The following is an 18,015-nucleotide window of genomic DNA, read 5'->3' on the forward strand; positions in this document are numbered from 1 at the left end:
TTTCACCCTTCTTTCAAAATTTTTTGTAGAACTAAAAATGCAGCATCGAGCTCCTGCCGTGAAACCGTGAGTGGTGGCATAATTCGCACAACCTTTTCTCCCGCGCTTAAAAGCAACAAACCGTTCTCCCTTGCCTTTTGAAGGATACCTCCTGCATTCGTTTGAAGTTCAATGCCTAGCAAGAAACCTTCGCCGCGGACTTCCTTCACGACCTCGTATTCTGTAAACGTAGCTAACTTCCCTCTGAAATAAGCTGCCTTTTCTCTAACCTCTGCTAGAAAAGCAGCATTTGAAATTTGCGTCACGACCGTTTCAGCCGCTGCCAGCACAACTTGATTCCCACCAAAAGTTGAGCCATGCGTTCCATTTGAAAAAGCAGCAAACAATTTCGCGTCACCAACTATCGCACCAATTGGTAAGCCATTCCCGAGCCCTTTTGCAAGCGTTATAATATCTGGTTCAATTCCAGCCTGTTCATACGCGTACATCGTTCCAGTGCGCCCCATTCCCGTTTGTACTTCATCTACAATGAGGAGCGTTCCGTTTTGCTTACATAACCCCGAAACTTTCTGCAAAAATTCATGACTCGCCGGGTGGACACCACCTTCACCTTGCACAATTTCAAGCATTACCGCGGCCACATCTTTATCCAATAAATTTTGAAAAGTAGCGAAGTCATTGTAAGGCGCATAAATGAAACCTTCTAGCATCTTTCCAAAACCAGTTTTCACCTTTTCTTGTCCCGTCGCCGCCATTGCCCCAAATGTTCGCCCGTGAAAAGACTGCTCAAATGTAATCATTTTCGTACGTCCTGTATGCTTTCTAGCAAGCTTAATTGCCGCTTCATTTGCCTCGGCACCACTGTTGCAGAAAAAAGCATATGTTAAATTCCCCTTCGCAAGTAGCGCCGCCACACGTTCTTGCTTTTGGTTTAAAAATAAATTAGATGTGTGCCAAATTTGGTCTAGTTGCGCGCTAACCGCCTGATGTACTAAAGGATTAACATGCCCCAAATTGCAAACCCCAATTCCACTCGTAAAATCTAAATAATGTTTGCCTTGTTCATCGTATACCACCGTACCGCTTCCTGAAACTAGCTCAATTGGCAAGCGTTGATAGGTTGGGAATAAATGTGTCATGATGTCGTTACCTCCTGTTTTATTTGCGTTCCTGCTATACCAATTTGGCTTGTGATGAAAACATTTTCGACGCCACTTTGAATAGCGAGCTTGGCACTTTCAAGTTTGGGAATCATGCCACCACTGACATCTCCATTTTCAATCAAAAAATTAATTTTATTTGTCGTCATATCGCGTAAAACAACATTATTTTGTTTGACACCCGGAACATCTGTTAGCAGGTAAAAGGTACGCGCTTGCAGAGCTGACGCTACAGCGCAAGCAGCCGAATCAGCGTTCACATTCCACCACTGTTGGTTTTCGTCAATGCCGAGCGGTGCGAGTAGGAGAACCGAATTGACCGCTAACAGTTCCATCAGCAATCCCGCATTTACCCGCTTTATTTCGCCAACAAATCCTAGCCCCGCCTCATTTGCCGGCATCGCTTCAAGCAAACTCGCATCGCCTGCATTTAGACCAAGGAGCGGAATATTTTCTTTTTGAAACTTTGCAGAAATTTCCGGTTGTACTTGCCCAATCAACACCATTTTCGTAATCTCAAGCGTTTCTTTCGTCGTCACCCGTCGCCCATTTTTCATCTCAACCGGCATGTTTAGGCGCGCCATCATTTCGCTAATGTATTTCCCACCACCGTGAACCATCACAATTTTCTTGTTTTCCAGACGCCATTTTTGAATTTGACCAAAAAACTGCTCATCTAACGCCTGACTCGCCAGTCCACCAAGTTTCACAACAATGATATCTTCCATCAACACAACTCCTTCACGTCCGGTAACAGGCGTTAATTTTGACATATTCATAACTCAAATCACAGCCCCAAGCAAGACCCGTCTCAAGTCCCACATGCAGATCCACTTCAATCCGAATCAGCTCCGCTTCCCGCAAATAATCTTGTAGCGCCGCTTCCGAATACTTACAAGCTTCACTCTTGTTTAAAATAAGGTGTGGCCCTACGCGAATCGAAATGTAGTCAGGCGAAAACCTGCCGCCAGAATACCCAATCGCACAAATGATGCGCCCCCAGTTCGCGTCACCGCCAAACATTGCCGTCTTCACCAAACTCGAAGAAACAATTTTTTTCGCAATCATCCTCGCGTCAAGTTCGCTCGTCGCCCCATTAACAGCCACCTCAATAAGTTTCGTTGCACCTTCACCGTCACGAGCAATCGCCTTTGCCAAATGTTCAAAGACCACATATAACATATCCGAAAATTTTTTAAATTCAGGATTTTCTTCTGTCAATGCTTCGTGTTCGGCAAGACCATTCGCGAGTACAATTACCATGTCATTTGTTGATGTATCTCCATCAACTGTAATTTGATTAAACGTTTCATTCACTAATTGTTTCACTAGCACTTGCAAAATTTCACTTGAAATATTGGCGTCAGTCGTCAAAAATGCCAGCATCGTTGCCATATTCGGATGAATCATTCCAGATCCTTTCGCAACACCGCTCAGTGTCACAAGTTGTCCGCCAATCATGTCCTGCACTACTATTTGTTTTTCTCGCGTATCTGTGGTTAAAATGGCTTCCTCGAAATCACTTGCCTGACCATGTTTTAACCGCAACATTTTAATCCCATTCGTGATTTTATCGAGCTCCAAAAACTCCCCAATTACGCCCGTTGAACAGACAGCGACCGCCTCATTCGCGACACCCAATTGCTTCGCCGCACAGTCTTGCATATAAAAAGCATCTTCGAGTCCCCGTTTTCCCGTGCATGCATTAGCATTACCGCTGTTTACGACAACCGCTTGGAGCGTGTCACTTACTTTCATCGCCTGTTTCGTCACTTGAATTGGTGCCGCCTGAATTTGATTGGTCGTATAAACAACCGCCGCACTTGCTGGAACTTCCGAAAAAATCCAACCTATATCTTTCCTCTTCCGTTTTAATCCCGCATGCTTTCCGTCTGCATAAAAGCCTTTTGGCGATGCAATGCTCCCTTTGATTACTTCCATGTAAAAGCTCCCCTTTCTAAGGAAAAATCGGCGAATGAAGGAGCCCAGTACTTTCCTCCAAACCGAACATCAAATTTAAATTTTGAACAGCCTGCCCAGAAGCCCCTTTTACTAAATTATCCAGCACAGAAACGACAGTTAAAATTCCTGTTTCAGTATTATACGCCAGCCCAATATCACAGAAATTTGAGCCAATAACATGTTTAATATTTGGCAGCTTGCCGAGCGGCTGAATCCGAACAAACTTTTTCTGTGCAAAAGTAGTTTGCAAAATCGCTTCGCACCGCCTAGCCTCCACTTCATCAAGTGCAAGATAAATCGTCGATAAAATGCCCCGCGCAACTGGCAAAAGCGACGTTGAAAATTGAATTTTAGGGCTCAACTGATTTCGCTGCTTTAAAATTCGCATTATTTCTGGAATATGCTGATGCTCGTTCAATTTATAGACACTCAGATTGTCATGAACATGAACAAAATGATTCGCCTCACTTGGCACCTTCCCCGCTCCTGAAGCGCCTGATTTCGCATCAATCACAATCGGACTAGAAAGCTTCACTTCTGAAATGAGCGGCAATAGCGGTAATAAAACAGACGTGGCATAACACCCAGGATTCGCGACCCATTTCGCCGTCAAGTTTTGCCTAAATTCCGCCAAGCCATATACCATTTTTTCTAAATAAACGGCATCCGCCGGCGCTTTGTTATACCATTTTTCATAGCTTTCTGCCCCTAACCGAAAGTCGCCTGATAAATCAATCACCGGAAAACCAGCTTTCATAAACGGAATTGCTGCCGTGCTCGAGACACCAGCTGGAGTTGCAAAAAAAACGCAATCAGCTTGTGCCATAATGCGTTCTGGGATGACTTCTTCTAAAATGCCGCTGTATATCGATTTTAAATGCGGAAAAAGCGTCGTAATTTCTATACCGATATTTGAATAATTATGTATAGAAACGATATCAAAGTTCGGATGATTATGCAAAATCCGAATCAGCTCTAAACCGCTATAACCTGTTGCTCCTACAATAGAAACTTTCATACACATCACCCCATATCTGATTTTCAAAATATTAATACTCATTATAATATTGTATATTTATAATGTCAAATGGTTTTTTATAAAAAATAAAAAACCTTAAATCAAAGTGCTATCACTTCAATTTAAGGTTTTCGTTAATTTGGCTTTCTTATTTTAAAAATTATCCATTTGCTAAATACGTAATTCAGTACGAGAACCACGATATTTACCAAAATTTTCGCCCACGTTTCATTCATGTAGAAAACGTCAATGAACACGACCATTAGGGCCATATCGATTAGAAAAGTAATAAATCGAAATCCTACAAATGACGTAAATTCAGCTAATTTTTCTCTAAAACCAGGTGTATAGCTTTCGAATACATACTTTTTATTTGAAAAATAAGCAAACAGCACAGATAAAATCCACGCTATCGTATTGGCAAGTCGGTAATCCCACTCCAAGAAAGAAGCAAAGAACCAAAAGGAAACAACATTGATAACCGTTGCAAATCCTCCCATAACAAGATACATAAAAATACTATGAATCTTCTCCGTATACCACGGGAACGTTTGAATTAACCAATTTTTCAGCTTTTCCATCTAGCAGCCTCTCTTTCTAGTTAAAATAAGTCTGCAAACTCATCTTTGATTTCAGCCTCTTCCGCTACTTCCACAGAAAATGTTTCAATTCCTGCTAAAGCTTTGTCTATAAGCGCATCGAAATCAATGAAACTTTCATAGTGCAAGACTTTCTCTAATTTTGGCTTTGTTTTTGGTGCTGCTGGCGTAAAAATCGTACAACAGTCTTCAAACGGTTGAATGGAAAGCTCAAATGTATCAATGTCTTGCGCAATTTTAATGATTTCATTTTTATCCATCGATACAACCGGTCGAATAATCGGCGTTGTCGTCACTGCATTAATAGCTAGCATACTTTCTAGCGTTTGACTCGCCACTTGGCCCAAACTCTCGCCATTTACAATGGCAAGACCATTTCGCTTTTGCCTAAGCAGATCCGTAATTCGGAGCATCAGACGCCGCGTGACGGTCATGATATAGCTTTCCGGCACTTGTTTCTTAATGGTTTCTTGAATTTCTGTAAACGGCACCACATGCATTTGAATTTGCCCGCTATATTTCGCAATCTTACGCGCCAAATCAATCGCTTTTTGCTTCGCCTGCTCGCTCGTGTACGGTGGACTATGGAAATGCACCGCTTCTACCTCAACACCGCGTTTCATCGCCAGATAACCCGCAACAGGACTATCAATTCCACCAGATAACATGAGCATCGCACGCCCCGAAGAACTAACTGGCAAACCACCAGCCCCTAAAATCGTTTCGCAGGATAAAAACACGCCGTCTGAACGGACTTCAACGTTTAGTTTCAAGTCTGGCTTTTTGACATTAACCGATAAATCTTCTAGGTTTCGAAGCACAAAAGCACCGACTTCTTGATTGAGCTCATTTGAATCGAGCGGGAAGTCACGAAAACTCCGTCTAGCCACCACTTTAAACGTGCCACCCGCTTGATGATGTGCCTTCACAAGTTCGTAAGCCGCTTCGTTTATTTTAGCCACATCAAGTTCAGCTTTCACGACGGGACTAAATGATTGAATCCCAAAAATCGGCTTTAAACGTTCCATCGCAAGCTTATAATCCGCGCCGTTCAAATAGAGCTGCATCCGGTCGCGTTCGCCGTGCACTTTAATTTCTGGCATATCCTTTAAAACGCGCTTAACATTCGTCGCCAGGCGCGCCACAAATTGTTTGCGATTTTTTCCTTTTGTCGATAATTCGCCGTAACGAATTAAAATACGTTCGAATTTCATTATTTCACCACTTCATTAATTTTTTGTAAAATATCTTTTAAAATTCCAATAAATTGTTCCGCTTCATAGCTTGTATTTTCATAAGATAAGCTTAGCCGAATGGCCCCCGTCGCCTGGTTTTCCGGGACTTTCATTGCGTGGAGCGTACTGCTTTCAAGCTTAGCGCGCGAGGAGCAGGCACTTGTGGTCGAAACAAAAACCTCCTTTTCCTCCAAAGCGTGAACAAGCACTTCGCCGCGTTGCTTTTTAACGGAAAAACAAATGATGTGCGGCGCGGAACTAGCTGCATCAGTATGAATCGTGACACCGTCAAGCTTGCTAATTTCTGCTAGTAGGAAGTCGCGTAAATTGGTCAAATTAGAAACTTTCTTCTGGAAATCTTCGAGCGATAAACGCATTGCTTTGGCAAGCGCTACTATGCCTGCTGTATTCTCTGTGCCGCTCCTTAACCCCAGCTCCTGACCACCGCCAAGCATTTCTGGTTGGAGGTTTAGCTTGTTTTTCTTGTATAGGACGCCTGTACCACGCAAACCGTGCAATTTATGCCCAGAGATGGACATCGCATCAATTTTCGCAAGGTCAAGTTCCATTTTTGCGAATCCTTGTACGTTATCAACATGGAAAAGCGGCATTTCTGTTTCTGCTAAAAAATCGGCCACTTCTTGAATGGGCTGAACCGCACCAACTTCATTATTAACATGCATAATCGACACTAAAATCGTATCTTTACGTAATGCTTTTTTTAAATCTTCAAGGCGAATTTGCCCGGTTTCTGTCACTGGTAAATAAGTCACACTAAAGCCGTTTTGTTCGAGTTCTTGCATCACATTTTTAACCGAAGGGTGTTCGACTTGTGTTGTAATAAGATGTTTACCGCGATTTTGATACGCATGGGCAATGCCTTTAATGGCTAAATTATTACTTTCTGTTCCACCTGATGTGAAAATAATTTCTTCAGTGCGAGCCGACATGAGTGTCGCAATTTGTTTCCTCGCTTCCTCGTGAAGCTCCCGCACTTTTTGTCCAAATTTATGCAAAGAAGAAGGGTTAGCGAAATAATGGCTCGCCACTTTTGTATATGTTTCAAGTGCTGCTGCATAAGGCTTTGTCGTAGCACTATTATCAAAATAAATCATTTGGGACATGCGCCTCCTAAAAGTTATCCTTCACTATTTTACCACACATGTCAAGAAAAAGAAGTACAGACTGATGGCAAACGACGAAGAGTGCCGTTTGTCATCAGTCTGATTGTCTTTAATAAACAAAATTGATTACACCTCAGAAAATGCTTTTTCGATTTTCTTAAATGCACCGACTTCCACTTTTTCAAGTGCGGTGACAGCAATTTCAAGTGCTTTTTTGTATTGGAAATCTTCGTAGAAATGCTGTTCTGCTTTTTTGAGTTCCGCATCAAGCTCTTGACTTTCAAAGCGATAACGGTTCGCGTATTGAATAACCGACTCAACAAGCGCCGCATTTTCAATAATCTCAGCGACCTTACCCGAAATATGTTCTAAATCTTCTTTCGCAGTTTGCCAGTTTTTCGAAACTGTTTTCATTTTAAGCGGGCGATCACTCAAACTTTCTTCCATTTTTTCAAGCGCTTCATACATATGTGCTTCAAGTTCATCATATTCAGCTGGAACACCAGGCAGGCGCGCTCGGTCAATTTGGCGCTTCAGTTGTACCGTTTGACGCTTCATACGCTCCATATCTTCACGCGCTTCAAGTTCATCTTTTCTAAGCGAGCGTAAATCCTCGCCAATTTTATCTTGCTCAACTGCAATAGTTAACAGTTTATCGTCAATCTCTTTTAATGCATCTTGAATGACAGAATAGGCCATCTTTTGCTCGCTAAGCTTCGCAAGTGTTTGGCTGAAAATCTCTTTTTGATCCGCGAGATTTGCTGAAGTGGCAAGATAAGTCGCAAGCTCTTCTTCAGAAACATGGTACGTTTCTTTCACTTCCGCAATTTGTTCAGCAAGTTTCGCTGAAAGTTCAATTTGCGCCTCAAGTTTATCAGAAACTGCAGCGCGGTTTTCACTAACAAAATTTTTCGCATGAACTTCGCCTTCAAGCGCATCATAAAACAAATTAATTTCCGTATGTATTTCAGCAATTAACGTTTCCGCATCAGAAAGTTCCCCCTTTAGCACGAGGTCATTGGCTTTCTTCACTTGATCCGTCAATCTCGCATGTTCTTTATCAAACTCAAGTTGTTCCAAAAAGTAGCCAGCCTGTATCATTTCCGCATAGCCCTCTTTAAGCTGCTCTAAATCGCCCGATAACACTGTTTCGGTTTCATGTAGCAGTTTCGGCGTCTTCTCCATTTCTTCTTCTAAAACCTGTAAATCTTTTTTGGCTAAAATAATAATTTCGCGAGCCTCTAAATGATCCCCTTGATCCGTGTAGTCATCATAGCGGTTAATTTTTTCACCCGCTTCATTAAGTGCCGCCTCATAACGTTCAAGCGTTCCACCAAGCTTAAAACCTTGTGTTAAAATCACGCGACGCATTTCCGCTAACTTTTCCTTCGTCGCCCGGCTTTCCTGCGCATTTTTTTCCTCGCTCGTTAGAAGTTCCTTTAAGCCGTTTAAAATTTGATTCATCTGCCGGTCAATCATAACTAGCATCTGCTCTAAATCATTTTCATTTTGGGTCGCCGAGCCAAAACGGTACTTATCCGTATTCATCTCTGCTTCCATCAATACTTCTTCAACATCAGGGAAAAGTCGCGTTTCAATTTCATCCCATGACCTTCTCCAAGATTCAAATAATTCTTCCGTTTGCCCCGTCAATTTTAATTTTTTCACTTTTGAAAGCTCATCAATTACTGGACGATCCCTAAGCGCCAATTTTTGCTCCTCAAGTGAATTAATTCTCGTATAATGTTTCTTTTTTAGTAAATAGCCAGCGCCGAAAAGGGCAATAGCAACAAGTATTATCCCTATTAAAATATAAAAAAACATCCAAAATCCTCCATTTCCACAAATGCTGTCCTTAGCTTTCTTACAAAGCCCTAATTAAAGTGCTAGGCACGACCTAATTCATCCTTTATTCTACCATGATTTAGAAAATTTTACTCCCGTTAACTTCATTTTTTTGAAAAAAAGTCATTCTGCTAGAAGCTACTTTTTAAATTATGCTATACTTCTTGCATAAATGAACATAGAAATGTGGTGAAATTATGATTGAAATCCCAAAATTTCAAGGCTCAAAAGAACAAAATTACGAACTAGCCTTTAAACAAGTGGCTGCACTCATTCAAGGTGAATCAAACATGATCGCGAATTTAAGTAATGTATCCGCCCTTTTAAATCAAGCTTTAGACACTATTAATTGGGTTGGTTTTTATTTATATGAAGAAGAGAGCGATCAACTTGTTCTCGGTCCATTTCAAGGTCTCCCAGCCTGCATTCGTATTCCGAACGGTCGAGGCGTTTGTGGAAGCGCATTGAAAGACCAGAAAACGTATATCGTTGAAGATGTTAACGCCTTTCCCGGACACATTGCTTGTGATGCGGCGAGTCAATCCGAAATTGTGATTCCTCTTTCAAAAAACGGCAAAATGATTGGCGTGTTAGATATCGACAGCCCTATCACATCACGTTTTGATGCAACTGATCAAAAATGGCTTGAGAAAATGAGAGACTTAATCATCGCTGAAATCAGTTGACAATACTGGTGTTTTTATACTATACTAGAAGGCGTGTAAAATGCAGCTTGTTTGATGAGCTCTAGTAAGTTGTTTACCCCCAGATTTCTGTGGTATATTGTGTAACCCTGCGGCTGCATAGGTGAAGATATATGAAGGTAAACTGCCCTAGCAGTGATGCAAACTCGTTTGTTTTATGCCAAAAAACAAATTAAAAGGAGGAGTCTTTAATGGCTCGATACACTGGTCCAAGCTGGAAAATTTCCCGTCGTCTTGGGATTTCACTTTCCGGTACTGGTAAAGAATTAGAGCGTCGTCCGTACGCTCCAGGACAACATGGTCCTAACCAACGTAAAAAAATGTCTGAATATGGTTTGCAACAAGCTGAAAAGCAAAAATTGCGTCATATGTATGGACTAACTGAACGTCAATTCAAAAACACGTTCAACAAAGCAGGCAAACTTCAAGGTAAACATGGTGAAAACTTCATGATTTTACTTGAACAACGCCTTGACAACTTGGTTTACCGCATGGGTCTTGCGCGCACTCGTCGTGCAGCTCGTCAACTTGTAAACCATGGTCACATTCTAGTAGACGGAAAACGTGTTGATATTCCTTCCTACCAAGTTTCTGTAGGTCAAGCAATCAGCATTCGTGAAAAATCTGCTAAAAACTCTGCAATTGCTGAAAGCTTAGAAGTATCTAGCTTCGTACCTGAGTACGTAACATTTGATGCTGATAAATTAGAAGGTTCTTTAAACCGCCTTCCTGAGCGTTCTGAACTTGCTGCTGAAATTAATGAAGCGTTTATCGTTGAGTTCTACTCTCGTTAATCGTCTAATGACACTTCAGTCAAAACCCTTTGCTTCTTGCAAAGGGTTTTTTTATATGACAATCACACTTTCAAAACTGTAAGCCAAACATTCCACTTTGTCATCTACATCGAGGGAATCCCCTACTTTCGCTTGCTATACTACATTTATACAATAACAAAAGAAAGTTGGTATTTTTTATGAAAGCATTATGGGGTACAATTATTACAGTGGCTGTTTTAGCCTTACTTATTGGTGGAGGCTACTATTTTATGAATTATAATCACATCGGGGCAGACACTTACTATACAAAAATCACAACAGATGGCGAAAAAGAAAATGAACATGCCCAATCCACACGTTATAACTACTCGCTTCCGGGCTTTAATGAAGACGGTGAGAAAAAAGAGCTTGATTTTTCTGCCATTAAAAACTTGCGCAAAGGCGCCTACTTGAAAATCTATACCAAACCGATAAAAGGCGTTACTTCCTATGAAGAAGTTCAAAAAACAGACATTCCAAAAGAAGCACAAGAAAAAGTTAATTAAAAAAAGGAATTTCACTGGTTAAAGTGAAATTCCTTTTTTTGATTTACGCGTAACGGACTAAGAAATATTTTTTCTTTCCGCGTCTAACAATCGTAAATTGTCCTTCAATGCGGTCAGAAGCACCAATTACTTTTTCAAGGTCTTGCGTCCGCTCTCCGTTAATATAAATGGCACCATTAGAAATATCCTCGCGCGACTGGCGTTTAGAAGGCTCGATACCAAGATCAACTAGCCAATCAACTAATTTTGCTTCATCTGTTCCCGCTTCAAAAGTTGGCACATCTTTAAAACCTTGTTCAATTTCTGCTGCCGTCAAACTCGCTACATCGCCACTGAAAAGCGCCGCCGAAATTTTTATCGCCTGACTAAGAGCCGCCTCATCATGGATGAATTTTGTCATTTCTGCCGCAAGCGTTTTTTGTGCCGCACGCAAATGAGGCTCTTCTTCTACTTGACGTGCTAAATCGTTAATTTCTGTCTCAGACAAGAATGTAAAGTATTTTAAGTATTTCACGACATCACGGTCATCTGTATTAATCCAAAATTGATAAAATTCATATGGCGTTGTTTTTTCTGCGTTTAACCAAATTGCGCCGCCTTCTGTTTTCCCGAATTTCGTTCCGTCTGCTTTCGTTAAAAGTGGAATCGTTAAGCCGAATGCTTTCGCGTTTTCACCTTGTTTTTTGCGGATTAAGTCGAGGCCTGCCGTAATATTTCCCCACTGATCGGAACCGCCGATTTGCAAGCGGCAATTGTTGTGTTCATATAGATGATTGTAATCCATCGCCTGTAAGATTTGGTAAGCAAACTCCGTAAACGAAATACCGACCTCTAGACGACTTGCTACGATATCCTTGGCAAGCATTGTATTCACGTTAAAGTTTTTCCCGTAATCACGAAGAAAATCAAGTACGGATAAATCCTTTGTCCAGTCATAGTTATTCACCATGGTTGCAGCACTATTTCCCTCGAAGTCAAAAATTTGACCAAGTTGGGCGCGTAAACTTGCGACGTTTTGATTAATTTGTTCAAGCGATTGCAGCTTGCGCTCTTCTTTTTTGCCACTTGGGTCTCCAATCGTTCCTGTAGCGCCGCCAACTAAAATAATCGGACGGTGACCAGCGTCTTGAAAGCGACGCAAAATCATAAAGGGAATTAAATGTCCAATATGCATGGAATCTCCTGTTGGGTCAATGCCGCAATATAATGAAATGGACTCTTTTGCGGTTAATTCGCGCAAGCCAGCCTCATCTGTCTGCTGATAAATTGCTCCGCGCCATTCTAGTTCATCGATAATATTCATTTTAAAACCTTCTTTCTCGTTTTTAGTCAATAAAAAAGCCCTCCGCTAAAAATAGCGAAGGGACGTGTTAACGTGGTACCACCCAACTTTGAACTTCATTGTTTAACGGTTTTTAACCGGCTGCACTGCTGCACCGTGACTCCAGGATGTAATTCATTCCTTATTTGTACCAGTTTACAGCAACCACTGGTTCTCTTGTAACAGGGATAAGAAACTACTTCGTCCGTTCATTGTCATTTACATATTCAAATTATAGTTTTAGTTATACCATTATTAAAATCGTTCGTCAAGATTTGTTTTACTTTGTCGTACCGCGAAGTTTTTCGCTATGCGGTAAAACAACTGTTTTTTCTTCGACATCTTCATTTGTCATGAGCTTCGTTAAAAGACGCATGGCTACGGCACCAATATCATAAAGCGGTTGAACAATTGTCGATAATTGTGGGCGCGCCATAAGTGTTAGTTTCGTATTATTGCTTGTCATCACTTCTAGCTCATCAGGAACGCTGACACCAGCATCTAGTGCGGCATTTAAGACGCCGATAGCCAGTTCATCATCGGTCACGATAGCCGCATTTGGTCTCGATTTTAATCCAGAAAGTTTTTCCCAAGCTTTTACCCCAGCATCGTAGTTATAATCCGCTTCGATAACATAGGTTTCGTCGTACTTAATTTTAGCTTCTTTAAGCGCATCTTTATACCCTTCTAGCTTAAACTCGCGGTTAACTGGCTCATCTAAAGAACCCGTGATAAACGCGATTTGTTTGTGCCCGTTTGCTATAAAGCGCGCGACAGCCGATTTTGTAGCTTCCCGGTAATCAATATTGACAGAAGCAAGTTTCTGTTCCATATCGACAGCTCCAGCGAGTACTACAGGTGCTGGCGAGCGATCAAACTCCTCTTGCAATTGCGCCGTGATTTTTTCACCCATATAGATAATGCCATCCACTTGCTTTCCTAATAAAGTATTCAAAACTTGCAGTTCTTTATCTTCGTTTTCGTCCGAGCTACTTAGGATAATATTGTATTTATACATCGTCGCAATATCTTCAATCCCTCGTGCAAGCTCCGCATAAAAAACGTTGGAAATATCAGGAATAATAACGCCAACTGTTGTTGTTCGTTTGCTAGCAAGCCCTCGTGCGACAGCATTTGGACGATAGCCTAACTGATTAATGACATCTAAAACTTTTTTTCTTGTTACGGGTTTAACATTTGGATTTCCGTTCACGACACGTGATACCGTTGCCATTGACACATTCGCTTCACGTGCAACATCATAAATGGTCACATTCATCTCAATTCACACTCCAAAAAAATATTTAAAGAAGCAAGTTGCTTCCAATGTAAACGTAAACATGCTTACCTTCACTTTATCATACAGCAAACATTTGTGTTATGCAATTGTTTTCATCTCTGTTTTTCATTTATTTTCATATTAAAATAGCATGGATACACCATGAATATACATATTCCGATATGAAAAGGCTTACTTTTGAATGGAAAATAGTAGCTCTCCGCATGCAGAAAGCTACTCCTTTTTTATTTTACTCGATGAGCCATTAATTTTGATGCTAAAATTTCTTCCCAGAAAGCATCAAACTCTGGAATGTTCATTTGCTGTGCAGAATCAGAAAGTGCAACAGCAGGATCTGGATGAACTTCCGCCATCACACCGTCCGCTTCAATCGCAAGCGCCGCCTTCGCACATGGCAAGAGTAAATCTTTACGGCCAGTGGAATGCGTCACATCAACCATAACAGGCAAATGCGTTTCTTTCTTTAAAATCGGAACAGCAGAAATGTCTAACGTATTCCGAGTTGCCTTCTCATACGTTCTAATTCCGCGCTCGCATAAAATAATTTGACCATTTCCTTGGGACATAATATATTCTGCCGCCCCAATGAATTCCTCAATTGTAGCCGACAAACCACGTTTTAAAAGAATAGGTTTATTCACACGACCAGCTTCTTTTAATAGTTCGAAGTTTTGCATGTTGCGTGCGCCAATTTGAATAACATCCACATAATCAAGTGCCGTTTCAATATCAGCAGGCGTCACAATTTCGCTAATCACGCCTAAACCATACTCATCTGAAATGCGCTTTAAAATTTGCAAGCCTTCAAGACCAAGACCTTGGAAGTCATACGGACTTGTGCGCGGTTTAAACGCTCCGCCACGAATTAATTTGAGGCCTTTATCGCGAATAGAAGCTGCCACTGCTGCCACTTGGTCGTAGGATTCAACCGAACATGGTCCAAAAACAAAAACCGGTTCCCCGTTTCCAATTGGAAGGCCATTGACATTGACAATGGTATCTTCTTTTTTATTTTTACGAGAAACAAGAAGCGCTTTGGAATGGTCCTCTTCTTGTAATTCGAGTCCAGCTTTAAAGATTTCTTTAAACAAATGTTCAATTGTTGAATCCTCAAATGGTCCATTATTGCTTTCAACAATTTGATTTAACATTTCTCTTTCGCGGAGTGGATCAAATCGTAGCGAACCTTGCACTCCTTTAATTTTACCAATTTCTTGCACTAAATTTGCGCGCTTGTTAATCACATTTAGCAATTCAAGGTTGAGCTCGTCCACTTGATTGCGAAGCGCATCTAAGTCTTTGTTCACCATCAGTATTCCACCCTTCTGTTACCTTATATAAAGATTACCATTCATTATAGAGGATAACTCGTTCTTTGTCATCATTCTTTTACGCTTAATCGCTTTTAAGTGATAAAGAGTTATACCAGTTATATTATCATTCCTCACATGATTTGGCAACCTTTTCGACAAAAAAACATTGCACCAAATTAGTGCAATGTTTTTAAGCTTTATTTTTTAATTATTTTTTCGGCTTCCTCTTTGCCTGACTCGATTGTTTTTTTAGCATCGGATTTAGCTTTATCAGCAGCTTTTTGTACGCCTTTAGAAGCGCTTTCCACTTCTTCTTTCACGTTTTCAGCAGCTTCAGACGCAGCCTCAATATCTTCTTCTTTATTTTTTAAAACGACATCTTTTACTGATTTACCTTGTTTAGCAACTGTATCTGCTAATTGCTGTGACTTGTCTCTTACCACTTCTACAAAACCACCTGCGGAATCTTTTAATTGGCTTGTTTTGTCTTTAGCAACACCGCCAATTTCAATACCTTTTTCGTAGGCAACATCTTTCCATTCGTTACCTTTTTCTTTAAGTACATCCACATGTTCATTTAAATCACTACGCAATTCTTTTCCTGACTTAGGCGCTAAAAGCAAAGCCGTTACTGAACCGACAATCCCGCCGATTAAACCACCAATTAGAAAATCTTTTACATTTAAACCATCTTTATCTGCCATTTTTTTCCCCTCCATCAAGATATTGTTTCGTTCGTAGCTTCTTTTGCGGCTTCCTTAGCTCTTTTGCTTGCTTTCATTTTGTCTTTAAAAGCAAGGATTGAGTTGCTGATCGAAACTGCTTGAGCAATTTTTTTATCGTTTGCAGAAACTTTGTTCGTCGCTAATGTTGCAAGTTCACGAACAGATTGACTTAAGCCAAGTAGAGAAGTTCCAACATCACCAATAGCATCAAAAACTGGGTCGACTTTCGCAACTTTTCCGTTCACATCTTCAAGTAAATCATTTGTTTTGTCGAGTATTTTTTGCGTTTCCCCCGAAATTCCTTGTAGCTCTGTCGCCATCTTGTCTACTGTTTTTGCTACTTCATCAAGTGTTTGTGATGTTGATTTCAACGTCTTGCTTAAGTAAATTGCAATAACAAATAAGCCGATTGCCGCGATGAGTGCTGCAATATATAGAATGACAATCATGTACTCACACCTCCATATTCTACTTCTTTACCCTATCGTTAATTATGTAAAACTAAAACGATTTCACGTGTTACACATCTATTTTAGCAATTTCAAACGAAAAAATAAAATAAAATGAATTTTTATGCGTTCCCATTCCTTCTTTTTTCATGTAAAATAAGAGAGAAAACTTTTAGGGAGGCATTTAAATGAAAGATCCACGTATCCAAAAATTAGCCTATAATCTCATCAACTATTCCATCAAACTTCAAAAAGGCGAAAAAGTATTAATTGAAAACTTTGGTTTGCAAACAGAACTTGTTCAAGCTTTGGTGAAGGAAGCCTATGACGCTGGCGGTTGCCCATTTGTTTCTATCAAAGAACCTAAAATCGACCGCGCCCTTTTACTCGGAGCAAATAAAGAGCAGTACGAACTTATGGCTTCTTTTGAAGGGGCTGTGATGAAAGAAATGGACGCTTACATCGGTCTTCGTTCCGGCGACAACATTAACGAATTATCTGACGTTCCTGCTGAAAAAATGAAAATTTCTGGTGGTACGCTTGGAAAAATGCACACGGATATTCGTGTAAAACAAACGAGGTGGGTTGTTTTACGTTATCCAACTTCTTCAATGGCGCAACTGTCCGGTATGAGTACGGAAGGTTTTGAGGACTTTTATTTTGATGTCTGTACACTCGACTACGCGAAAATGAGTGCTGCCATGGATAGTTTAGTTGCTTTAATGAATAAAACTGATAAGGTGCATCTCGTGGGCCCTGGGACTGATTTGCGTTTTTCGATTAAGGATATTCCTGCTGTTAAATGTGCAGGCGAACTAAATATTCCTGATGGCGAAGTCTATACGGCACCGGTTCGCGACTCTGTACAAGGAACATTAAGCTACAACGCGCCAAGTCCCTACCAAGGCTTTGTTTTTGAAAATGTGTCGTTTACATTTGAAAACGGTCAAATTATTGAAGCTACAGCTAATGATACCGAACGCATCAATGAAATTTTAAACACAGATGACGGAGCCCGTTTCATCGGCGAATTCGCAATTGGTGTGAATCCATTCATTCATGAACCGATGGGCGACATTTTATTTGATGAAAAAATCGAAGGTAGTTTCCATTTCACGCCGGGACAATGCTATGACGAGGCGTATAACGGCAACACTTCTGCAATTCACTGGGATTTAGTTAACATTCAGCGCAAGGAATACGGCGGCGGGGAAATTTATTTTGACGATGTTTTAATTCGTAAAGATGGTTTGTTCGTGTTACCTGAATTAGAAATTTTAAATCCCGCAAATTTAGTTTAAAAGATACAGATAATTAGATAGCGGAAAAACAAAGAAGCATAAATCCAGTAATAATGCCATCGGGCTTTACTGAGTTTATGCTTCTTTTCATTTATGTCACGGACTCTTTTTACCACTCTATTTCGCACAGTCCACCGGTTTGCAAAGTTGTAAGTACTCGTAAAATTTCATCGACTTCGCGTGATACGGTGTTCACATGAATCGTTTCGTATTGAATTTTTCCAGTTGGGTCGATAATAAAAAGTCCGCGCAAGGCTTCTTCATTTTCTTCGTCAAAAACACCATAATTCAGCGCTACAGTGCGCGATACATCTTCAAGTAAAGGATAGGTGAGTTGACCAATTCCGCCTTTTGAAATGGGCGTTTGTATCCACTCTAAGTGCGTTTGAACACTATCTGTTGAGATGCCGACAATTTCCGTGTTCAGTTTTTGGAATTCCTTTACTCTAGCCGAAATCGCGTTGATTTCTGCCGGACAAATGAACGTAAAATCTTTCGGATAAAAAAACAGCACGAGCCATTTATCAGATGTTAAAAAATCTGCTAGACTTCGCTTTTTGATGGTCGAATCCGGCATTACTGCCAGTTCACAGAAATCTGGCGCCTTATTGCCTACTAAACGAATAGCCACGTCAAAA

The 18,015-nt window shown here is 40.7% G+C and carries 18 protein-coding genes and 1 other annotated feature; of the genes, 4 read left to right on the forward strand and 14 right to left on the reverse strand.

The window, feature by feature from the left end; genetic code table 11:
- Nucleotides 1-2 precede the first annotated feature (2 nt).
- From BN1609_RS00905 to BN1609_RS00940, 8 genes are all read right to left on the reverse strand, one after another.
- Nucleotides 3-1,139, reverse strand: coding sequence for an acetylornithine transaminase (locus BN1609_RS00905; RefSeq protein WP_088840404.1), 1,137 nt, complete (start codon nt 1,137-1,139; stop codon nt 3-5).
- The gene (gene argB, locus BN1609_RS00910) at nt 1,136-1,888 is read right to left on the reverse strand and encodes an acetylglutamate kinase (protein ID WP_088808863.1); all 753 of its coding nucleotides are present in this window, start codon (nt 1,886-1,888) and stop codon (nt 1,136-1,138) included. Before argB ends, BN1609_RS00905 begins: the two co-directional genes overlap by 4 nt.
- 13 nt (nt 1,889-1,901) lie before the next feature.
- The gene (gene argJ / locus BN1609_RS00915) at nt 1,902-3,101 is read right to left on the reverse strand and encodes a bifunctional glutamate N-acetyltransferase/amino-acid acetyltransferase ArgJ (protein ID WP_088808862.1); all 1,200 of its coding nucleotides are present in this window, start codon (nt 3,099-3,101) and stop codon (nt 1,902-1,904) included.
- A gap of 16 nt (nt 3,102-3,117) precedes the next feature.
- The gene (argC, locus tag BN1609_RS00920) at nt 3,118-4,140 is read right to left on the reverse strand and encodes an N-acetyl-gamma-glutamyl-phosphate reductase (RefSeq protein WP_088840405.1); all 1,023 of its coding nucleotides are present in this window, start codon (nt 4,138-4,140) and stop codon (nt 3,118-3,120) included.
- Between the two features lie 134 nt (nt 4,141-4,274).
- Nucleotides 4,275-4,721 (reverse strand): GtrA family protein, encoded by a 447-nt coding sequence (locus tag BN1609_RS00925; RefSeq protein ID WP_088808860.1) that lies wholly within the window; start codon nt 4,719-4,721, stop codon nt 4,275-4,277.
- A 20-nt stretch (nt 4,722-4,741) separates the two neighbouring features.
- Nucleotides 4,742-5,953 carry a tRNA uracil 4-sulfurtransferase ThiI gene (gene thiI / locus BN1609_RS00930; protein ID WP_088840406.1) on the reverse strand — a complete coding sequence of 404 codons (1,212 nt, stop codon included), beginning with the start codon at nt 5,951-5,953 and terminating at the stop codon, nt 4,742-4,744.
- Nucleotides 5,953-7,089 carry a cysteine desulfurase family protein gene (locus tag BN1609_RS00935; RefSeq protein WP_088825215.1) on the reverse strand — a complete coding sequence of 379 codons (1,137 nt, stop codon included), beginning with the start codon at nt 7,087-7,089 and terminating at the stop codon, nt 5,953-5,955. Before BN1609_RS00935 ends, thiI begins: the two co-directional genes overlap by 1 nt.
- Before the next feature lie 135 nt (nt 7,090-7,224).
- A complete protein-coding gene (locus tag BN1609_RS00940; protein ID WP_088838743.1) occupies nt 7,225-8,922 on the reverse strand; it encodes a septation ring formation regulator EzrA in 1,698 nt (565 codons plus the stop codon).
- Nucleotides 8,923-9,140: 218 nt separating this feature from the next.
- On the opposite strand from BN1609_RS00940, the gene BN1609_RS00945 reads away from it, so the two are divergent.
- The 3 genes from BN1609_RS00945 to BN1609_RS00955 all read left to right on the forward strand — a co-directional run bounded on the left by BN1609_RS00945 (nt 9,141) and on the right by BN1609_RS00955 (nt 10,968).
- Entirely contained in the window at nt 9,141-9,629 is a 489-nt protein-coding gene (locus tag BN1609_RS00945; protein ID WP_088808856.1) for a GAF domain-containing protein, read from the forward strand.
- A 209-nt stretch (nt 9,630-9,838) separates the two neighbouring features.
- Complete coding sequence (gene rpsD / locus BN1609_RS00950; RefSeq protein ID WP_088808855.1) at nt 9,839-10,441, forward strand: 30S ribosomal protein S4; 603 nt, start codon at nt 9,839-9,841, stop codon at nt 10,439-10,441.
- A gap of 179 nt (nt 10,442-10,620) precedes the next feature.
- Nucleotides 10,621-10,968, forward strand: coding sequence for a YxeA family protein (locus tag BN1609_RS00955; RefSeq protein ID WP_088808854.1), 348 nt, complete (start codon nt 10,621-10,623; stop codon nt 10,966-10,968).
- A gap of 43 nt (nt 10,969-11,011) precedes the next feature.
- Here BN1609_RS00955 and tyrS read toward each other — a convergent pair whose 3' ends face one another.
- The 5 genes from tyrS to BN1609_RS00980 all read right to left on the reverse strand — a co-directional run bounded on the left by tyrS (nt 11,012) and on the right by BN1609_RS00980 (nt 16,076).
- Entirely contained in the window at nt 11,012-12,271 is a 1,260-nt protein-coding gene (tyrS, locus tag BN1609_RS00960) for a tyrosine--tRNA ligase (RefSeq protein ID WP_088809073.1), read from the reverse strand.
- A 55-nt stretch (nt 12,272-12,326) separates the two neighbouring features.
- Nucleotides 12,327-12,511: a binding site (T-box leader), on the reverse strand.
- Nucleotides 12,512-12,569: 58 nt separating this feature from the next.
- Nucleotides 12,570-13,568 (reverse strand): catabolite control protein A, encoded by a 999-nt coding sequence (ccpA, locus tag BN1609_RS00965; protein ID WP_088808853.1) that lies wholly within the window; start codon nt 13,566-13,568, stop codon nt 12,570-12,572.
- A gap of 245 nt (nt 13,569-13,813) precedes the next feature.
- The gene (locus BN1609_RS00970; protein ID WP_088808852.1) at nt 13,814-14,899 is read right to left on the reverse strand and encodes a bifunctional 3-deoxy-7-phosphoheptulonate synthase/chorismate mutase; all 1,086 of its coding nucleotides are present in this window, start codon (nt 14,897-14,899) and stop codon (nt 13,814-13,816) included.
- A 200-nt stretch (nt 14,900-15,099) separates the two neighbouring features.
- The gene (locus BN1609_RS00975; RefSeq protein WP_088808851.1) at nt 15,100-15,606 is read right to left on the reverse strand and encodes a YtxH domain-containing protein; all 507 of its coding nucleotides are present in this window, start codon (nt 15,604-15,606) and stop codon (nt 15,100-15,102) included.
- A 14-nt stretch (nt 15,607-15,620) separates the two neighbouring features.
- Entirely contained in the window at nt 15,621-16,076 is a 456-nt protein-coding gene (locus tag BN1609_RS00980; protein WP_088808850.1) for a DUF948 domain-containing protein, read from the reverse strand.
- A 188-nt stretch (nt 16,077-16,264) separates the two neighbouring features.
- Here BN1609_RS00980 and BN1609_RS00985 point away from each other — a divergent pair, with 188 nt between their 5' ends.
- Nucleotides 16,265-17,377 (forward strand): aminopeptidase, encoded by a 1,113-nt coding sequence (locus BN1609_RS00985; RefSeq protein WP_088808849.1) that lies wholly within the window; start codon nt 16,265-16,267, stop codon nt 17,375-17,377.
- A gap of 109 nt (nt 17,378-17,486) precedes the next feature.
- Here the strand turns inward: BN1609_RS00985 and BN1609_RS00990 are convergent, their stop codons facing one another.
- A complete protein-coding gene (locus BN1609_RS00990) occupies nt 17,487-18,008 on the reverse strand; it encodes a peroxiredoxin (protein ID WP_088808848.1) in 522 nt (173 codons plus the stop codon).
- Between the last annotated feature and the right edge of the window lie 7 nt (nt 18,009-18,015).

This window comes from Listeria sp. ILCC797 (assembly GCF_900186185.1).
Lineage (GTDB): Bacteria > Bacillota > Bacilli > Lactobacillales > Listeriaceae > Listeria > Listeria goaensis.